The organism is Enterobacter sp. 50793107 (assembly GCF_001463365.1).
GTDB classification, from domain to species: domain Bacteria; phylum Pseudomonadota; class Gammaproteobacteria; order Enterobacterales; family Enterobacteriaceae; genus Enterobacter; species Enterobacter cloacae.
In genome coordinates, this window is sequence record NZ_LNII01000168.1 from 1 (window position 1) to 18,047 (window position 18,047).

Genomic DNA, 18,047 nt, shown 5'->3' on the forward strand with positions numbered 1-18,047 from the left:
TCCTGAGACAGCGCCGGGTCCTTAAGAATTTTCTCGAGCTCTTTTCTGAAAGTGGCGTTATCCAGCAGATTGGACTTGAGGTCACGTAATAAATTACGCATCGCCAGCATGGCACGAAGTTGGGGAATTTGTCGGGCCACCTGTTCGGGTTCAAAATCTTTCATATCTGAAAAGCGCAGCGTCACATTCTCTTCCGTACGCTCACCCGCCAGCGTATTCGGAACCGTCATGTTGACCTCCGGGTTAAATTCCGAAAGTACACTGTTGAGGTTATTTTTGTTGATGTTAATTTTCTTTCTTTCAGATAATGGCCGGCTCTCTTTGCCGTTACTGAAATCACCGACAGTGAGTAATTTAAGGGGTAGCTCAACTTTCTTCTGCGCCCCTCCGGTATGCAATGCAAGTTTTAAATTAATGCGTGCCTTAGGCACTTCGTTCTGGAACGTATCAGCCATAGCAGTCCCTTTCCTTAAGGAATGTTTGTTGAAGTTAACGACGTTTCTGAATAAATCGATATTAGAACAAAACGCTACAATAGATCAACCACCTGGAATCAAAGGCCAATTTAAGACATTCCTTAAGAATTTTACTCTATAGAAATAAAATATGGTTTTGCAGCATGCCTTTTCATAAAGAAATATCAACCACAACTCCGAAAATAGTCAGCATTAGTGGCTATTTCTGTGAAAAAATGAAGATCCATATCCAAACAAAGCAACGTTATTGATTTAAATCAATACAAGAGAAAATATCTACAGCGCCACCTAATAATATGACCCGCATCAATGTTTACACGCTTCCGCAAGACGCGAAACCCATTAAAAAGTCCAATAATGGACAGTTTTTTTTAACGAAATGCAATATATTCAAAATATGAATATTTCTCTTAATTAAAAAAAGAGCAATACCCAGTGCTGTAAAACACATTATCAATGCAGCGCCGTCTTCAAGATCTAGAATGAATAGAAAAGCGCTGGCACGTGATATCGGGCCAGCGCAGTATCAGGAGGGGAAATAAATTAGCGGACTCGCGTTTTTCAGTGCTTCACAATATACATCGTACGGCTATACGCCACGTCTTCAGGGTTATTGATCGGATATCCCTTCACCCATGGTTTAATCAGACGTCCGTTGGTGTACTGGTAGATCGGCGCAATTGGCGCTTTTTCCGCGAGGATCTTCTCCGCCCGGTTGTAATCCGCATTACGGGCTTCCACGGTGGTTTCAAGCGTCGCCTGATTGATGATCTTATCGTAAGCCGGGTCGTTAAAGCGGGAGATATTGCCGCTATGAGTTGATGTCAGCAGCGACAGGAAGGTCGATGGCTCGTTGTAGTCCCCGACCCAGGACGCGCGGATCACATCAAAATTCCCTGTGTTTCGGCTATCGATATAGGTTTTCCACTCCTGGTTTTGCAGTTTGACATCTACCCCCAGGTTCTTCTTCCACATCGAAGCCACCGCAATCGCGATTTTCTGATGATTCTCTGAAGTGTTATACAACAGGGTCAGCTTCAGTGGACGCTGAGGACCATACCCCGCCGCCTGCAGCAAGGTTTTGGCCTGCGCGTTTAGCTCCTGCTGCGACATCTGCTCAAATGGCGATGTCTCTGGCGTGAAACCTGCCGTCACATCAGGCGTGAAATGCCAGGCTGGTTTTTCTCCCGTACCTAACACTTTCTCCGCCATAATCCGGCGATCGATGGTCATACTCAGCGCCAGACGCACGCGGGAATCGGCGGTCGGACCCTTTTGCGTGTTAAATGCATAGTAATACGTTCCCAGCTGCGGTGGCGTGTATACCTGTCCAGGAATATCCTTGAGCAATTTCTGGTACAGGTTTTTCGGGAACGACTCGGTGATATCAATATCACCTGCCAGGTAGCGTTTGGTGGCGGAAGACTCCTGGTTGATCGGAATAAACGTCACTTTTTGAAGAACAGTTTTCGCGTTATCCCAGTAGTGGGTATTCGGCACAACGACCAGCTTCTCATTCACCACACGATCTTTCAGCACATAGGCACCATTGCCCACAAGGGAGCCCGGACGCGTCCACTCTTTACCGCTTTCGACGTTCGCTTTCTGAACCGGATAGAACGCGAAGTTTGCCGTCAGGTTGCTAAACCACGGCAGCGGTTTATCGAGCTGAACACGTAACGTTCTGGCATCCACCGCCGTTACCCCCAGCGTATCGGGCGCGGCTTTGCCATCAATAATCGCCTGAGCGTTGTTAATGCCTGCCAGAGCAGCAAACCAGGCAAACGGCGAGGTGGTTTTCGGGTCAACCAGACGCTGCCAGCTGTAGACAAAATCCTGCGCCGTGACCGGCGTGCCGTCAGACCATTTTGCATCATCACGCAGGGTAAATGTCCAGATGCGGTTATCGTTACTCTGCCAGCGCGTCGCCACGCCCGGCGTCAACTCCCCTTTCTCATTCTGATTAACCAGGCCTTCAAACAGATCGCGAATCACCTGAATCTCGGGTAGCCCCACGGCCTTGGCCGGGTCCAGTGTCGCGGGTTCGTCTTTGATGTGTCTGACCAGTTCCTGTTTTTGCGCCAGCACCGTCCCCTTTGGCACATCAGCAGCGTAAGAAAATGACGATAGCCCGCAAAGGCACAGTGCAGAAAAAAGCAGCGAAACAGGATGCTTCATGAGATCCCCTTTAGAAATCGGTAATACGCGAATGCGTAATTATTTGTTTCGAAACGGCGAAATGCAAATACCTTAAGCCGGAAAGGTGATATCTGGCAATCTTCGTCCTTCGATGAAACTATTTGATTAAACGTGGGTTTTGCACAACACTGCCAGTAAGCACTTCTTTATCAGGATTTCCTATGGCAGTTACCCGACCAAGAACGGAACGTGGCGCTTTCCCGCCAGGCACCGAACATTATGGCCAGTCTTTCTTAGGTGCACCGCTAATCTGGTTTCCCGCACCGGATGCCGATCGTCATAGCGGCCTGATTATTGCGGGAACGCACGGCGATGAGAACTCCTCGATCGTCACCCTCTCCTGCGCGTTACGCACCCTTGCACCGACACTACGCCGGCATCATGTGATCCTGACCGTCAACCCGGATGGCTGTCAGCTTGGGCTGCGGGCGAATGCGAGAGGGATAGACTTAAACCGCAACTTCCCGGCGGCCAACTGGCGTGCCGGTGAAACGGTATACCGCTGGAACAGCTCGGCTGAAGAGCGTGACGTGGTGTTACTGACGGGAGAAAAACCCGGCTCAGAGCCAGAAACACAGGCGCTCTGCCAGTTAATCCACAAGATCCACCCCGCGTGGGTTGTCTCATTTCACGATCCGCTGGCCTGTATTGAAGATCCCCGTCACTCCGCGCTGGGGCAGTGGCTTGCCGATGCCTTTGCTCTGCCTCTGGTCAGCAGCGTCGGCTATGAAACACCGGGGTCATTTGGTAGCTGGTGCGCCGATCTGGACTTGCACTGCATCACCGCTGAATTCCCCCCGATATCTTCCGACGAAGCCAGCGAAAAATACCTGAAAGCGATGGTAGATCTTCTGCGCTGGCAGCCTCAGAGATGAAGCACTCCGCTGGTGAAGGTGAGCGCAGGCGAAACGTCAACCGCCAGCCAGGTCGGGCCATCGAGATCGGCAAACCGGACCTGATTCACCAGCGGTAGCGCCGCATTAATCGCCCGGGAAGTACAGAGCATGCATCCCAGCATCAACGTAAACCCCTTCGCCTGTGCCTGCGACGCCAGCGCCAGCGCCTCGGTCAGCCCACCGGTTTTATCGAGTTTGATATTGACCATCTCATAGCAGCCCGCTAAACCGTCGAGACTCTCGCGGGTATGGCAGCTTTCATCGGCGCAGATCGGCAGCGGGTGGATAAAGTTCTTCAATGCCGCATCATCCTGTACGGGAAGCGGTTGCTCCAGCATAGCCACACCCAGATCGGCCAGCAGCTGGCAGCGCGCGGCCAGCCCTTCCGGGTGCCATGACTCGTTGGCGTCGACAATCAGCGTGGCGTCCGGCACCGCCGCGCGAATGGCGACCATGCGTTCACTGATCAAGCGATCGTCGAGTTTCACCTTCAGCAGCGTGGCACCAGCCTCAAAGAGCGCTTTTGCGCTGGCGGCCATCTGCTCCGGCTCGCCAATCACCACGGTTTGCGCGGTCACCACTTTCTCCGGAAGCGTCACGCCGACCAGCGACGGTAAGGATATCTGCTGCCTCGCCGCCTCAAGACTCCACAGCGCACAGTCAATTGCATTACGGGCCGCCCCGGCAGGTAAACGCTGCTGTAACGCCTCACGCGTCAACCCGGTTTGCAGGTCAGGTACCAGGGTCATAATTTGCGCCATCACCGAGGCAAGGCTTTCTCCGTAGCGAGGATAAGGCGTGCATTCACCAACCCCTTTAACCCCTTCTTCTTCTATTTCGACCACCACCACGCAGGCTTCACTTCGGCTGCCACGGGAGATCACAAACGGGGAATGCAATGGCCAGGCTTCTTCATAGACCTTAACGCTTCTCATCACTGACTCCTTGCAGCCCGGTAAGGCGAAAAAATTGGTTTGCCGTGTTATCCGCTGATGGCATACACTAGCCTCGACGTTAACTATATGTAAACAGGAAGATATCTATGTCACAACTCGTTCATTTCCAGGGCAACCCGGTTGCTGTAGCAGGTTCCATTCCTCAGGCTGGCAGCAAAGCGCAGGCGTTTACTCTGGTGGCTAAAGATCTGTCTGACGTCACACTGAGCCAGTTTGCTGGCAAACGCAAAGTACTGAACATTTTCCCAAGCATTGATACCGGCGTCTGTGCCGCATCCGTGCGTAAATTCAACCAGCTGGCCACTGAAATGGACAACACCGTGGTGTTGTGCGTTTCAGCAGACCTGCCATTCGCGCAGTCCCGTTTCTGTGGTGCTGAAGGTCTGAGCAACGTCATTACCCTTTCAACTCTGCGCAGCCCGGATTTCCTGGAAAAATACGGCGTTGGCATTGCTGAAGGCCCACTGAAAGGCCTGGCGGCGCGTGCCGTGCTGGTAATCGATGAAAACGATAACGTCGTGTTCAGCGAACTGGTCAACGAAATCACCACCGAACCTGACTACACCGCTGCGCTGGAATCACTGAAAGCCTGATTATTTACAGGCATTTTATAAAGCTTAGCAATGTAATGAAATAAAAGGTTTATTTAAGAATAGACCTTGCGTTCCAAACCTCGCCGATGCGGGGTTTTTTATTGCCTCAATAGCTGAATCGTTAAAGCATAAACGTTCTAAAATCACATATATCATGAAATAAAAACGTTCTATTCTCACCATAACGAGATCGCTCACGCATAATAAAGGTTTAAAAACCGCAATTTCTCCGCCAGTGAAGCCCGTCACATTTCCCTTCTCCCCTAAACATTAGATTTGCTTACGTGATAAAAAATCGTTTCAGCAAAAGGGATTAAATATGAAGATTAAACTGGCTTTTACGGTCCTTGCGGTACTGATATCTGGACACGCCGCCGCTAAAACTTGGGTGCTGACAAGCGCTGAAAGCGGCGTGGATAAAGGAAACTGGAAAATTTCCAGCGATGAGCTGAAGTTTAAGGGACAGCCTTTCAGCATCGAGCAAAAAGTCCTGCATGGTGGCAAGCAGGAAGGCAGCAAGGTAATTGTTATCAGCAGCAAAAATGGTCTGACAATTACCCTCAGCCCAACGCGTGGGATGAATCTGCTGCATGTCGAAGGCTTTGGTACCCGAATGGGGTGGGATTCGCCTGTCAAAGAGGTGGTGAATCCGGCCTATATCAATCTGGAGAGTCGAAACGGACTTGGCTGGCTGGAAGGTTTCAACGAAATGATGGTTCGTTGCGGCTATGAATGGACAGGCCACCCGGTCACGGCTGACGGGCAGATTTATACCCTGCACGGCAAGGCGGGAAATACGCCTGCGTCGCAGGTGGAAGTCGATGTTGCTGATGCCGCACCGCATGAAATTCGTATTCGCGGATTAATCAGAGAGAGCACGTTTAAAAAAGCAGATCTGCAGACGATGACCGAACTGCGTTACGTACCGGGCAGCAACCAGTTCAGCCTGCATGATGTTCTGACTAACCATGCTGATTATCCTCATGATTATCAGATTATCTATCACAGCAACTTTGGTACGCCAATCCTCGAAGAAGGTGCCCGCTTCCTTGCGCCGGCCGCCAGCATTGGTCCTTTCAATGACTATGCCAAAGCGGGTCTGGATAACTGGCAAACCTACGCTGGCCCCACTCAGGGCTTTGATGAAATGGTCTTCAATATCAAACCGCTCGCGGATAATAATCATGAAACCCTGGCGGCAGTGGTCAATAAAGCGGGAGACAAAGGTGCGTCAATTCAGTTCGACACGCGGCAGTTGCCTGTCCTGACCTTATGGAAAAATACCGATACGCTCAAACAGGGCTATGTCACGGGTATTGAGCCGGGAACCAGCTACGCCTATCCCGTCACCATTGAACGCGAGCAGAAACGCGTTAAGCAGCTACAACCTGGCGCCAGCACGCAATTCGACCTGACCTATACCCTGCTTCATAGCAAGGAACAGGTGAAAGAGGTTGAACAGAAAATTGCGGGGATTCAGGGAGAGACAAAAGTCGAGGTAGATACCACGCCTCTGGCGAAAGAGTAAGTGCGAAAAAAAGCCTCTTTACAGAGGCTTTTATCGTTATTCGTCACCCTTCTTGTGGTTGAGTCCATATTCACGAAGCTTATTCGCAATCGCGGTATGGGATACCCCCAGGCGTTTTGCCAGCTTACGCGTGCTTGGGTAGCTGCGATAAAGCTGTGTCAGCACGGAACGCTCGAAACGGCTCGTAATATCATCCAGCGAGCCTTCCATCGCCTCTTCGCCCACCGATACCGTACCAGCATCGTAATCCGGTAACAGGATATCCTGTGGACGCAACTCGTACCCTTCCAGCTGCGTCAGCGCACGATAAACGGCGTTTTTCAGCTGACGAATATTCCCCGGCCAGCCGTAGCGCGTCAGCACCGTACCCAGATCGGCTGACAGTTTCGGACGCGGAACCCCCTGCTCGTCGGCGAAGCGTGCCACAAACAGCTCCGTCAGCGGAATGATATCTTGTGGACAATCGCGCAGCGGCGGAATGTTTAGCGTCAACACGTTCAGTCGATAGTAGAGATCTTCCCGGAACATCCCTTTCTGTACCAGCTCAACGAGGTTTTTCTGGGTGGCACAAATTACGCGCACATCCACGTGAACTTCGTGATCCTCCCCTACGCGACGGAAGGTCCCATCGTTCAGGAAGCGCAGCAGTTTGGCCTGCATGCGCGGCGACATTTCGCCAATTTCGTCCAGCAGCACGGAGCCGCCGTTCGCCTGCTCGAAGAAGCCTTTTTTGCCTTCCGGGGCGTGACCAAACAGCTCGCTTTCGACCGCATCCTCAGGAATAGAGGCACAGTTCAGCGCCAGATACGGTTTTGCCGCGCGTGGGCTGGCAAGATGCACGGCGTGGGCCAGCAGATCCTTCCCGGTCCCGGTATCGCCGGTAATCAGCAGCGGCGCGGTCAGGCTGGCGAGCTTACGGGCCTGATCGACCACATGACGCATTTTCGGGCTGACGGCAATGATCTGGCTGAACGCTCCCACATCCTGGCTGGAGAGATTTTGCAGCTGACGGCCCATCCGCACGGTAGAGCGCAGCATGATAACGGCCCCGGTCAGAACGCGAGTGTCGTTCTCTCCTTTCAGGTACACCGGCGTAATCTCCATCAGGAAATTTTGCCCGTTGATCACCACATGCTCGCTATGCGTATTTTGCGGGTTGCTGTCCAGCCAGCGCTGGAAATTAAACCCCGGGATCAGCTGCGCGGCATGGTGATGGGTGAGCTTGTCCTGGCTCTGGGCGAACAGCTGGCAGCTCGCATGGTTTACCCGCTCAACTTTGCTTTTCAAATCCAGTGACAGGAAGGGCTCTGGCATGGCTTCAAGCAAGGCGCTCAGTGCGAGGTGCTCACGCTCAGACGGCATCCAGGGAATGGTGCGTACATCCGTAACGCCAGCGATACGGCGGATTTCAGCCATCAGGCTGCTAAAAGTATTAAATTCAATTTCGGCAAAATTGAGGTAAATTCGCCCGACAGGATCAATCTCAATGCCACGTAAATCAATGCTACGTAAAACAAGGAGATCGAGTAACTCGCGGGTCAGACCGAGACGGTCTTCACAGAAGACTTCAAGACGCATGGGAAATTCACCGTTTTAAGCCAATAACCTTAAAATGATATGTCAGAACACGGTGATGCGGAAGATGGCTGTCAAGAAAGATTGACAGCCAGCACGATAAGTAAACAAACCGGTTACTGAACCGGTTTTTTATTGAGCGTCTCTTTGAGCTGCCCAATCAATTCACGACGAAAATCGCCCAGGCGCGGTTTATCTCCGTCGATCCACGGCAGTGGTCGGCAGACTTCCATCGCTTTAATGCCCAGACGTGCGGTTAACAACCCTGCCCCAATTCCCTGCGCGGCACGCGCTGAGAGACGGGCCGCCAGATCCTGCGACATCCAGTCCATGCCGACTTCGCGCACCAGCTCACTGGCACCGGCAAAGGCGATGTTCAACAACACCAGCTTAAAGAGCCGCAGCCGACTGTAGTAGCCAAGCTCAATACCGTAAAGACTGGCGATACGGTTTATCAGGCGCAGGTTACGCCAGGCGATGAACGCCATATCCACCAGCGCCAGCGGGCTGACCGCGATCATCAGCGTTGATTCCGCCGCAGAGCGGCTAATCTCGCGCCGCGCCTGAGCATCCAGCACTGGCTGCACCATATGCGAATAGAGCGTCACCACCTCCCGGTCATTTTGCGTTTCGTGAATGGCGGCATACCAGCGCTGCAGTGCCGGGTGCGACTGGTCAATCCCCGCCTGCGCCGCCAGCTTTTCGCAGAATGCCCGACCCTTTCCGGTACCGTGGCTGTGCAGCAGATCGCGTGCTTCATCCCGTTCATGCGCACGCTGCCTCAGACGCCACAGTCGACGCCACTCGGTGACAACCGACCCTACGCCAGCCCCCACGATCAACGCCCCCGCGGCACAACCGCCCAGCGCCACCCAGTCCTGGGTTTGCCAGGCGTTGACCCCCCATTGCACGCCTTGTCCCACCACGCTTACGCCGAAGAGCGCCAGCCCGGCCGTAACCATCTTACGCCACAGGCTACGTTTCGGACGTAAAGCAGCCTCAACGACCGCTTCCGCCTGGCCCTCCTCAACGGACGGCTCGTCAGTCAGGGCCGGAGCAAAATGTTCTGCCTGCTCGCCGCTGAACGTCTGCGCCGTTTTAAAGGCCTCCTGCTGCGCCTGCTCAAGCGTCCCGGTAAAATCAATGCGGGGTTTTAACGGTTCCGTCATCGCAATTTATCTCCAATCAAAAACTCCAGCGCCGCATCCAGACGAATGTGCGGTAATGGCTGATCGACGGTCATGACCTGTGGGCGGAAGGCTTCAAACTGGAAGCCCTGACTCTGCCAGAATGCCTGCCCCGGAAGGCGTGCAGGCACTTCGCCCGGATACACGGTCAGCGGTTCGCCGTCGCTGAGGCGATTCCCGCGCAGGGCCGGGATTTTCTCGCCGTTAAGATCAATCAGCCCACTTTGCGTCGCCTGTACGGAAGCCAGCCCAAGACAATCCATGCTGATCCCTTCGAACGCCGCATTTTGCCAGGCGTCCTGCACCAGTTGCTGTAACAGCGACACCATGTTGGCATGCTGATCAACCGTTACGTGATCGGCTTTGGTGGCCGCAAACAGCAGTTTGTCGATCACCGGGGAAAAGAGGCGGCGAAACAGCGTACGCTGTCCGTAGTGAAAACTTTGCATCAGTTGCGTCAGCGCCAGGCGCATATCGTTGAAAGCCTGCGGCCCGCTGTTGAGTGGTTGCAGGCAGTCCACCAGCACAATCTGACGATCGAAACGTAAAAAGTGGTTTTTATAAAAACCTTTCACCACTTTTTCACAGTAGTAGTTGTAGCGCTCGCGCAGCATCCCGGCGTTGGTGTGCTTGTCTGCCTGCGCCAGCTTTGCCTCTCCCACGCCATCCACGTCGGGCCACGGGAAGAACTGCAGCGCAGGCGCACCCGCCAGGTCGCCCGGCAAAACAAACCGTCCTGGCTGGATGAAGTGCAGCCCTTCCTGTTTGCACTGATGCAGATAATCCGTCCAGGCTTCGGCAATCGCCGCCAGGCGGTTCTCATCTGCGGGTGCCAGCGGATCTAATCCTGCGCATAACTGCCGCCATTTTGCCGACCACTCCGCGCGGTGACCCTGTAACAAACCGGTCATTTGTCGCGACCAGCTGAGATAATCCTGCGCCAGCATGGGTAAATCGAGCAGCCATTCGCCCGGGTAATCCACAATCTCCAGATAGAGCGTGGAGGTATCCTTGAAGTGGCGCATCAATGATTCATTGGAACGAAAACGCAGCGCGAGACGGATTTCACTCACCCCTCTGGTGGGTGTCGGCCACGCAGGGGGGTCACCGTAAAGCTGTGCCAGCCCTTCATCATAGGTAAAGCGAGGGATACCGAAATCGCGCTGGGGAACGCGCTTAACGCCCAGCAGACGCTCTTCCCGCACCGCACTGAGCAGCGGCAGGCGTGCCCCGGCGTGCAGGTTCAGCAGCTGGTTAACCATCGCCGTGATAAACGCCGTTTTGCCACTGCGGCTAAGCCCGGTGACCGCCAGACGCAAATGGCGATCGACGCCACGGTTCACCAGAGAATTGAGTTCGTTTTTAAGTCGCTTCATCGCCGTCCTTCGTCGCTGGAAGCCTGGAATGACTTGCTTCAGAATACAGTAAATGGGGGCAGATCGTTGATTATCAATTCATAATTATTGCTATTGCCGTTTTTTCTCCAGTAAGATGAACGACATTGCCGTCCCGGAGTGAGTAAGGTGTATGTCACCCACCATCTATGATATTGCGCGCGTTGCTGGTGTTTCTAAATCAACCGTGTCCAGAGTGTTGAATAAACAAACCAATATTTCTCCTGAAGCGCGGGAGAAAGTGCTGAAGGCGATTGAAGAGCTAAATTATCAACCAAATAAACTTGCCCGTGCTCTGACCTCATCTGGCTTTGACGCCATTATGGTGATTTCCACCCGCTCAACAAAAACCACTGCCGGTAATCCTTTTTTCTCCGACGTATTGCACGCCATAACCGCCAAGGCGGAACAGGAAGGATTTGATGTTATTTTGCAAACGTCAAAGAGCAGTGAAGATGACCTGCTAAAATGCGAAAGCAAAATAAAGCAGAAAATGATTAAAGGGGTCATTATGCTGAGTTCGCCCGCTAATGAATCCTTTTTCTCTCGGCTCGATACCTACGGTGTGCCGGTAGTCGTAATCGGTAAAGTCGAAGGCGACTTTCAGAATATTTACTCCGTCGATACCGACAATTTTCGTGACAGCGAGATGCTGACCGACACGTTTATTAAAAACGGACGGAAAAAAATTGCCTGTCTGCATGCGCCACTCGATTATCACGTGTCTATTGATCGTCTCGCGGGTTATAAAGCCAGCCTGGAAAAGGCGAATATTGCTGTTAACCCGGATTGGATCATTGATGGCGGTTATACCCATGAGAGCGCACTTTCAGCGGCCATTACGTTGTTGTCTTCTTCCACCCCACCGGATGCAGTATTCGCCACCGACAGCATGAAATTGCTGAGTCTTTATCGCGCTGCGGATGAGTTAAATTTGATGCTACCTGAGCAGGTTGCCGTGGCGGGTTACAGCGACCCGATGCTCTCCCTGATTCTGACGCCTGCGCCAGCTGGATTTGATATTCCCACCCGCAAGCTGGGCGAAGAGAGCTGCGACCTGCTTTTCAGGCGTATCTCCGGTAAACCCGCCCCGCATAAGGTGCTGATTGAAACCCACTTTTCGTTCGCTGATTCTCTTCGCTAAAACCAGGGGCTGATAGCCCCTGGTGAACAGCCGATCAGAAGGCGTAATTCACGCCCACGCCCGCATAGTGGAATCGATCGCTTTCGCCTTCATCGTGGTTTTCCCATTCATAGGCATACTCCAGCGTCATTGAAAGACCGTTATTGAAATCGTAGGCATAAAGCAGGCCCAGACGGTTGAAATCATGCCCTTCACGCTCAGGATCGTCTTGCCAGTCCCAGTTTGACCAGCGGTCGAGTCCCAGGCGGGTATACGGCGTCAGCGTGGTATTACCTAATGAAATGGGTAAATAGGCGCGGATCTCCTGCGTTGAAAACTCACCGTTATTACGTGAACTGTCCATATTGAAACCGCGCTCTAAATAGTAATTCACTTTTGCAGCGAAGGTTTCATTGATGGTCCAGGTAAAGCCCGTTTCTGTTTCAACGCGACTGTCGGCATAACCCGTTTTTTCCTGGTCGTTGGCAAATTGATACATGGCAAACCAGCCGCCGAAACGCCAGTCATCGCTTAACTTAATATCCCAGTCTGGTTGTATTTTGTAGCGCTGCATATTCGCGCTACCGTCTTTCGCGCCGTGTTCATCTTTGAAATGATAACCGTAATTACGGAAGCCGCCGGTCAGGCCGAGGGTAAAATCATCGGTTCCAATAAAACGATAGCGCAGCTCGAATTCGGGACGATCAAAATAGGTCCCGCGGGTCATACTGCTGTAATCAACGGGGCCTTCCTGATACATGGCAAGGGAAATCGTCCACGCATCCCATGTGGCGTTAAACCACACGGAGGGTTCATATAATCCGTCTTTATCATCTCCCTGACCTTCGACGTTTTCAATTTCATACATGGCACCTATATTAAAATTCCAGTGTGGTGCCGTTTCTGAGGCGTGTGCGTAGCTAACCCCTGCGCATAGAATAAGCGCAGCACTTCTTAGTAGAGAACTCATTAAAATATTCCTTTATAATGGACAAACAAAAAAACCGGAAATTAATATTTCCGGCGAACATTTTTATTATCTGATTGCCGCTTCTGTTTCCGCGTCAAAAAAATGACACTTATTCATATCGAACTGAATGCCGATATTATCCCCTGCAGCATAATCAGTGGCAGCCCCTGCCCGGACGACCAGTTCGTGGCCCCCGACGGTGGCATACAGCATAAATTCAGCACCGGTCAGTTCGGCAACGCTGATTTTGGCGGCAATCGCCTCACCGCTGGCTTGCGAGGTGAAAATATCCTCCGGTCTGATGCCAAAGACCACGGCTTTACGTTGATATCCCTGAGCGTTAAGTACCGAGAGCATATCTTCGGGGATCTCCAGACGCAGCGTTTCCGTCACGAAGTAGCGTTCATTGATCGCCCCCCGAATAAAGTTCATTGCTGGCGAACCAATGAAACCTGCCACAAACATATTTGCCGGTTCGTTATAGACCTGCTTCGGCGCGCCCACCTGCTGAATGTATCCATCTTTCAGGATCACAATGCGGGTTGCCATCGTCATGGCTTCGGTCTGATCATGCGTCACATAAATCATGGTGGTATTCAGCTTTTGATGCAGCTTGCTGATTTCGGCACGCATTTGAACACGCAGTTTGGCGTCAAGGTTTGAGAGCGGTTCATCCATCAGGAAGACGCCCGCTTCACGCACAATCGCCCTGCCTAACGCCACGCGCTGGCGTTGGCCACCCGACAACGCACCGGGCTTACGCTTGAGGTAATCGCGCAGCCCAAGAATCTGAGCGGCCCAGTTAACGCGCTCTTCAATGACGGCAGGCGCGATCTTCTGCATCTTCAGCCCAAATGCCATGTTGTCGTACACCGTCATATGGGGATACAGCGCATAGTTCTGAAAGACCATCGCAATATCACGGGACTTGGCCGGGACATCATTCATACGCACGCCGTCAATCACCAGCTCACCGGCGCTGATCTCCTCCAGCCCGGCAATCATGCGCAGCGTCGTCGATTTACCGCAGCCCGATGGCCCGACGAAAACGATAAATTCTTTATCCTCAATGTCGAGGTTGAAATCTTTGACCACATGGACCTGGTTGTCATAGATTTTCTGGATATGTTTTAGCGAAAGTTGCGCCATTCTTAATTCCTTATCAGTACCGTCCGGGAAGCCCAGAAATCTGTCAGGCATTTCCAGGTCAGCTCCCGCGTTGAATGAAGTTGAAGTCCCGCATGGTTGAGGCCTGCCCCTATTCCCACCGACAACATCCCTGCGGCGTTGATCGCCTCAACGCCGGAGGCGGCATCCTCAATCCCGATGGCCTCCTCCGGGAGGACGTTAAGACCCGCGCAGGCGGCAAGGAAGATTTCCGGGTCCGGTTTGGAGCGGGCAATACGGGACGCATCGGCACAGAAATCAAACGCCCTGTGGATCCCCAGCGCCTGCAAAATGCCGGGAGCGTTGAGTGAAACGGACGCCAGCCCAATTTTGACGTTTGCCGCGCGTATGTCGGCCAGCACCTCACGAATGCCCGGGAGCAGTGACGCTTGCGTAAGCGAAGCCAGCGACTGTACATAGAGCGCATTTTTTTTACGCGCAAGCGCCAGGCGCTGCTGTTCGTCGAACGCGTCTTCTTTGCCACCGTGACGCAGGATCCGCTGCAGGGAATCCATGCGGCTAATCCCTTTCAGCGTTTCATTGAAGGCTTCATCAATGGTGATCCCGACCTCCTTCGCGACAGCGCGCCAGGCCAGGAAGTGCAGATGAGCGGTGTCGGTGATCACCCCATCCAGATCGAATACAACGGCCTTAAGGTTCATCTCTCCCCTCCGTGGTAGCGGTCCCAGTAACAGACGTAAGAAAATCCTTGCAGGACAAGACCTGCCGTCCCGAAAGCTGGAGGGTTTTACCCCAGAGCGTTAGCGTGACGGGAGCAGAACTGGTCACCGTAAGTGCCTCTTTCGTTACTATGAAGTGCAGCTGCGCATTCTGCCAACGCAGCGGAAACGCCATCCTTTGCCAGTGCGCAGGCATCCTGGGTGCCAGATGTAACTCCCCGTCCACGATCTGCAGCCCGGCAAATCCCTGAATAACGCCTGACCAGATCGCACCCGTTGCGGCAGCATGGATACCGTCATCACTGCTGTGCGGATCGTCGCCCAGATCGATGGCAATGCCATCACGCCAGAAGGCGTAAGCCCCTTCTGTATCACCACAGCGCGCGTTCACAATGCCGTGGATGGCTTTGCTCAGGGATGAGTCATGAATTGTGCGCGGCTCATAGAATGCCAGGTTGGCCGCGCACTGCTGCGGCGTAAAGCGTTCCGGCAACAGGTAATTAAGCATTACCACGTCGGCCTGTTTGAGGATCTGCATCTCGTTAACTTCAGCGCGCGAGTAATCCAGCAGAATGGTCTGCTTGCCCGCTTTGGCTTTATAGCGGCTCAGATCGATCGCTGGTTTGGACATGAAGGTGTCATCCTGCGGTATGACCCCGTCGGCGTTAGCCTCGGGCAGCCATAAGCGCGACAGGAACCGTTGCGCATTTTCCGTAAAACGCGCATCTTCACGCTCAAACATTGACATAAACCGGCAGGCACTGGCGACGTTGTGCCACGCCAGATAGTTGGTGTAGGCGTTGTTATTCACGTGCTCCGTGTATTCATCCGGCCCAATCGCGTCATGGATCTCCAGACGGTCGCCAACTTCCTTCGCGCGTCCCATCCAGAACAACGCGGTTTCCATGAGCAGCGTCAGGCCTTCATTGCGCATAAAGGCGTCATCGTGCGTTGCCTGCCAGTAGGCGACAACGGCCCACGCGATATCCGCCACGATATGATGTTCAGCCAGCGCGGAGGCCACTTTCTGACGAACGCCCGTGCGGATGTTGATCGCTGCGAATTCCGGCGTCTCTTCCTGACCGCTCGCGGCACTCTCCCAGGGGAACAAGGCGCCTGGCCAGCCGTTCCGGCGTGCTTTTTCCCGGGCCCCCGGCAGGTTAAGCCAGCGGTAGCGCAGCAGACGGCGGGCAACCTGTGGTCGGGTAAAGAGATGGAAAGGCAGCAGGAAAATTTCGGTGTCCCAGAACACGTGGCCTTTATAGCCCTCCCCGGTCAGGCCTTTGGCCGCAATACTGCTCCGTTCATCATGGGCAGGCGTCATGGCCGTGAGGTGCCAGACCGCGTAATCCAGCGCCAGCTGATCCTGATGTTCGGTCGACATGACGTCCACCCGGCAGTCATGCCAGATCTTTTTCCAGGCGCACGCCGTGCTTTCGAGTAACGCGGCATACCCTCTTGTCGCGCAGGTTTTGAGCTCAGCCAGAGCATTGCGGGCAAACGTGTCCTGTGAAAGCGCTTTATCGCTGCGATGCGTCACCCAGACCAGCTTCTCAAGCGTGACAGTGTCACTCTGAGCGACCTTTACGGCGTGATGAACCGTGATACGCCGGTTTTTCGCGGTAAAGCAGCTGTCGCTGGTGGTTGAGAGACGACAGCATGCCGATATCACCACATCCGCAGCGCGATCCTGCGTTTCATACACGCCCTGCATGTAGTGCTGGTCAAAGACTCTGACCGAGATTTCATCCAGATGCTGACGGCCGCTGTTGGTTTGCGTCGCATCAATCCCCGTGCTCAGCATAACGTCTGATGAGGCATCCAGCGGAGTGACGGAGAGCTGCATTGCCACCAACGGCAGTTGATCCAGTGAGACAAAACGGCGGCTTTCCACACGGTAGCGCTTTCCGTCTGGCGAGCGCCACACTACGCGACGACGCAGTTCGCCATTGGCAAAATCCAGCTCCCGCTGCCAGTCAATAATCTCCCCTGACAGCAAGGTGAAATTGATGCCGTCCAGTTCGATATCCATGCCGATGATGTCAGGCACGTTGATCAGTTCGTTGGTCTCATTACGACCAGCACGATGATAAAGCCCGGCAAGATACATTCCCCGGGTCTGCTGCGTGTAGTTTTCCTCATGCGCCGCACGTATGCCCATATAGCCGTTGCCGCAGGCCATGATTGACGCGTATTTATTGAGGCTATGAGGGCAAAAACCCGGATCGTTTAATACAGACAGGTTCAGCATAACGTTACGCTTTCCCCTTTTTCTGCCGCCTCGTACAGTGCGGCGACCAGTTGCTGGATCACCAGACCTTGTTCGGCATCGGCAATCATAACCGGCTCTCCCATGACATGACGGACAAACGCATCCATGCTGCGTAAATGCCGCTGATCGTCTGCCTCTTCGCGCAGGGTTAGGGTCTGCAAAACTCCACCCTCATCGGTGTAAATGTGGGCCGGGAACAGCGTTGCCCCCGCTTTTTCACCGCAAAAGGCGACATTCATGATGGACTGCTCGCGGATATTGAGGGCAAAGGAGGTATCCAGACGCAGAATGCCGCCATTGCAAAATTCAATCGTCCCGAACAGGGCATCTTCAACGGTAAACTGTGCAGGATCCCATTCACCAAACTGGCCACTGTTTTTGCGGTTTCCCAGTTTTTGAAAGCTGTGGGCCGTCACGCGTTTTACCGCCGGGAAACCCAGTACATACATCGCGGCGTCGAGCATATGGATCCCAATATCAATCAGCGGCCCGCCCCCCTGCAGTGCTTTATTGGTGAAAACGCCCCAGCCGGGAACGCCGCAGCGGCGCAATGCCTGCGCCGTAGTGAAGTAGATTTCACCCAATGTCCCGTTTATTACCGCCTCACGCAGCAGTTGCGTATCACGTGCAAAGCGGTGGTGAAAATCATAGGCCAGCACTTTTCCCGCCGTTCGGGCCGCCACACGCATCCGGTCGGCTTCATGTGGCGTCATGGCTGGGGGTTTTTCGCACATTACATGGCAACCGGCTTCCAGGGCTGCCATCGCATGTTCAAAATGAAAACGGTTGGGCGAACAGACGCTCACCACATCCGGTTTGACCGCCTGCAGCATTTCATTCACGTCCTGCCATGCCGACGGAATGGCATGGCGTTCAGCAAACGCCTGAGCCTGTTCAGGATGGCTGTCCATGACAGCCACCATCTGAACATCACTGCGCGTGGAGTAATACGAGGCATGCACTTTGTCCGCGACCTGCCCGGCACCAATAATGGCGACACGCAGAGGCGAAGGTGTTAAGGCACTCATCAC

Annotated in this window: 15 protein-coding genes; 4 read left to right on the plus strand and 11 right to left on the minus strand. The window is 53.6% G+C overall.

Annotated elements, in window-relative coordinates:
- Both tssB and APU11_RS24170 read right to left on the minus strand, forming a co-directional pair.
- Positions 1-455, minus strand: a 455-nt coding sequence (gene tssB / locus APU11_RS24165) for a type VI secretion system contractile sheath small subunit (protein ID WP_060578735.1), incomplete at its 3' end; no start/stop codon positions are given.
- 582 nt (positions 456-1,037) lie between these two features.
- On the minus strand, positions 1,038-2,654 hold the full coding sequence (locus APU11_RS24170) for a peptide ABC transporter substrate-binding protein (RefSeq protein ID WP_058651273.1): 1,617 nt from the start codon (positions 2,652-2,654) through the stop codon (positions 1,038-1,040).
- Between the two features lie 182 nt (positions 2,655-2,836).
- On the opposite strand from APU11_RS24170, the gene mpaA reads away from it, so the two are divergent.
- The gene (gene mpaA, locus APU11_RS24175; RefSeq protein ID WP_013096425.1) at positions 2,837-3,550 is read left to right on the plus strand and encodes a murein tripeptide amidase MpaA; all 714 of its coding nucleotides are present in this window, start codon (positions 2,837-2,839) and stop codon (positions 3,548-3,550) included.
- Here the strand turns inward: mpaA and ycjG are convergent.
- On the minus strand, positions 3,541-4,506 hold the full coding sequence (gene ycjG / locus APU11_RS24180; RefSeq protein WP_058651272.1) for an L-Ala-D/L-Glu epimerase: 966 nt from the start codon (positions 4,504-4,506) through the stop codon (positions 3,541-3,543). The two genes, mpaA and ycjG, sit on opposite strands and share 10 nt — an antisense overlap.
- A gap of 107 nt (positions 4,507-4,613) precedes the next feature.
- On the opposite strand from ycjG, the gene tpx reads away from it, so the two are divergent.
- Together tpx and APU11_RS24190 are read left to right on the plus strand one after the other, a co-directional pair.
- Positions 4,614-5,120 carry a thiol peroxidase gene (tpx, locus tag APU11_RS24185; RefSeq protein ID WP_013096423.1) on the plus strand — a complete coding sequence of 169 codons (507 nt, stop codon included), beginning with the start codon at positions 4,614-4,616 and terminating at the stop codon, positions 5,118-5,120.
- A gap of 319 nt (positions 5,121-5,439) precedes the next feature.
- Positions 5,440-6,648 (plus strand): aldose 1-epimerase family protein, encoded by a 1,209-nt coding sequence (locus APU11_RS24190; protein ID WP_058651271.1) that lies wholly within the window; start codon positions 5,440-5,442, stop codon positions 6,646-6,648.
- Between the two features lie 36 nt (positions 6,649-6,684).
- On the opposite strand, the gene tyrR is transcribed toward APU11_RS24190, so the two are convergent.
- The 3 genes from tyrR to APU11_RS24205 form a co-directional block, all read right to left on the minus strand.
- Positions 6,685-8,226 (minus strand): transcriptional regulator TyrR, encoded by a 1,542-nt coding sequence (tyrR, locus tag APU11_RS24195; RefSeq protein WP_013096421.1) that lies wholly within the window; start codon positions 8,224-8,226, stop codon positions 6,685-6,687.
- A gap of 113 nt (positions 8,227-8,339) precedes the next feature.
- The gene (locus tag APU11_RS24200) at positions 8,340-9,392 is read right to left on the minus strand and encodes a YcjF family protein (protein ID WP_058651270.1); all 1,053 of its coding nucleotides are present in this window, start codon (positions 9,390-9,392) and stop codon (positions 8,340-8,342) included.
- A complete protein-coding gene (locus tag APU11_RS24205) occupies positions 9,389-10,786 on the minus strand; it encodes a YcjX family protein (protein WP_013096419.1) in 1,398 nt (465 codons plus the stop codon). The genes APU11_RS24200 and APU11_RS24205 overlap by 4 nt, the downstream gene beginning before the upstream one ends.
- A gap of 151 nt (positions 10,787-10,937) precedes the next feature.
- On the opposite strand from APU11_RS24205, the gene APU11_RS24210 reads away from it, so the two are divergent.
- Positions 10,938-11,948, plus strand: a complete 1,011-nt coding sequence (locus APU11_RS24210) for a LacI family DNA-binding transcriptional regulator (RefSeq protein WP_023621299.1) — start codon at positions 10,938-10,940, stop codon at positions 11,946-11,948.
- A gap of 34 nt (positions 11,949-11,982) precedes the next feature.
- Here the strand turns inward: APU11_RS24210 and APU11_RS24215 are convergent, their stop codons facing one another.
- From APU11_RS24215 to APU11_RS24235, 5 genes are all read right to left on the minus strand, one after another.
- A complete protein-coding gene (locus tag APU11_RS24215) occupies positions 11,983-12,897 on the minus strand; it encodes an OmpG family monomeric porin (protein WP_058651269.1) in 915 nt (304 codons plus the stop codon).
- A 66-nt stretch (positions 12,898-12,963) separates the two neighbouring features.
- Complete coding sequence (locus APU11_RS24220; protein ID WP_029883673.1) at positions 12,964-14,046, minus strand: ABC transporter ATP-binding protein; 1,083 nt, start codon at positions 14,044-14,046, stop codon at positions 12,964-12,966.
- A gap of 2 nt (positions 14,047-14,048) precedes the next feature.
- On the minus strand, positions 14,049-14,726 hold the full coding sequence (gene pgmB, locus APU11_RS24225; RefSeq protein WP_058651268.1) for a beta-phosphoglucomutase: 678 nt from the start codon (positions 14,724-14,726) through the stop codon (positions 14,049-14,051).
- Positions 14,716-16,995 (minus strand): glycoside hydrolase family 65 protein, encoded by a 2,280-nt coding sequence (locus tag APU11_RS24230; protein WP_058651267.1) that lies wholly within the window; start codon positions 16,993-16,995, stop codon positions 14,716-14,718. The genes pgmB and APU11_RS24230 overlap by 11 nt, the downstream gene beginning before the upstream one ends.
- Positions 16,989-18,047 carry a Gfo/Idh/MocA family oxidoreductase gene (locus APU11_RS24235; protein ID WP_095439582.1) on the minus strand — a complete coding sequence of 353 codons (1,059 nt, stop codon included), beginning with the start codon at positions 18,045-18,047 and terminating at the stop codon, positions 16,989-16,991. Before APU11_RS24235 ends, APU11_RS24230 begins: the two co-directional genes overlap by 7 nt.

Coding starts and splice junctions, on each gene's coding strand:
- ycjG (WP_058651272.1), bottom strand. CDS start 4,506: ATGAGAAGCGTTAAGGTCTATGAAGAAGCCTGGCCATTGCATTCCCCG.
- APU11_RS24200 (WP_058651270.1), bottom strand. CDS start 9,392: ATGACGGAACCGTTAAAACCCCGCATTGATTTTACCGGGACGCTTGAG.
- APU11_RS24220 (WP_029883673.1), bottom strand. CDS start 14,046: ATGGCGCAACTTTCGCTAAAACATATCCAGAAAATCTATGACAACCAG.
- APU11_RS24205 (WP_013096419.1), bottom strand. CDS start 10,786: ATGAAGCGACTTAAAAACGAACTCAATTCTCTGGTGAACCGTGGCGTC.
- APU11_RS24210 (WP_023621299.1), top strand. CDS start 10,938: ATGTCACCCACCATCTATGATATTGCGCGCGTTGCTGGTGTTTCTAAA.
- APU11_RS24230 (WP_058651267.1), bottom strand. CDS start 16,995: ATGCTGAACCTGTCTGTATTAAACGATCCGGGTTTTTGCCCTCATAGC.
- APU11_RS24215 (WP_058651269.1), bottom strand. CDS start 12,897: ATGAGTTCTCTACTAAGAAGTGCTGCGCTTATTCTATGCGCAGGGGTT.
- pgmB (WP_058651268.1), bottom strand. CDS start 14,726: ATGAACCTTAAGGCCGTTGTATTCGATCTGGATGGGGTGATCACCGAC.
- APU11_RS24190 (WP_058651271.1), top strand. CDS start 5,440: ATGAAGATTAAACTGGCTTTTACGGTCCTTGCGGTACTGATATCTGGA.
- tyrR (WP_013096421.1), bottom strand. CDS start 8,226: ATGCGTCTTGAAGTCTTCTGTGAAGACCGTCTCGGTCTGACCCGCGAG.
- APU11_RS24170 (WP_058651273.1), bottom strand. CDS start 2,654: ATGAAGCATCCTGTTTCGCTGCTTTTTTCTGCACTGTGCCTTTGCGGG.
- tpx (WP_013096423.1), top strand. CDS start 4,614: ATGTCACAACTCGTTCATTTCCAGGGCAACCCGGTTGCTGTAGCAGGT.
- mpaA (WP_013096425.1), top strand. CDS start 2,837: ATGGCAGTTACCCGACCAAGAACGGAACGTGGCGCTTTCCCGCCAGGC.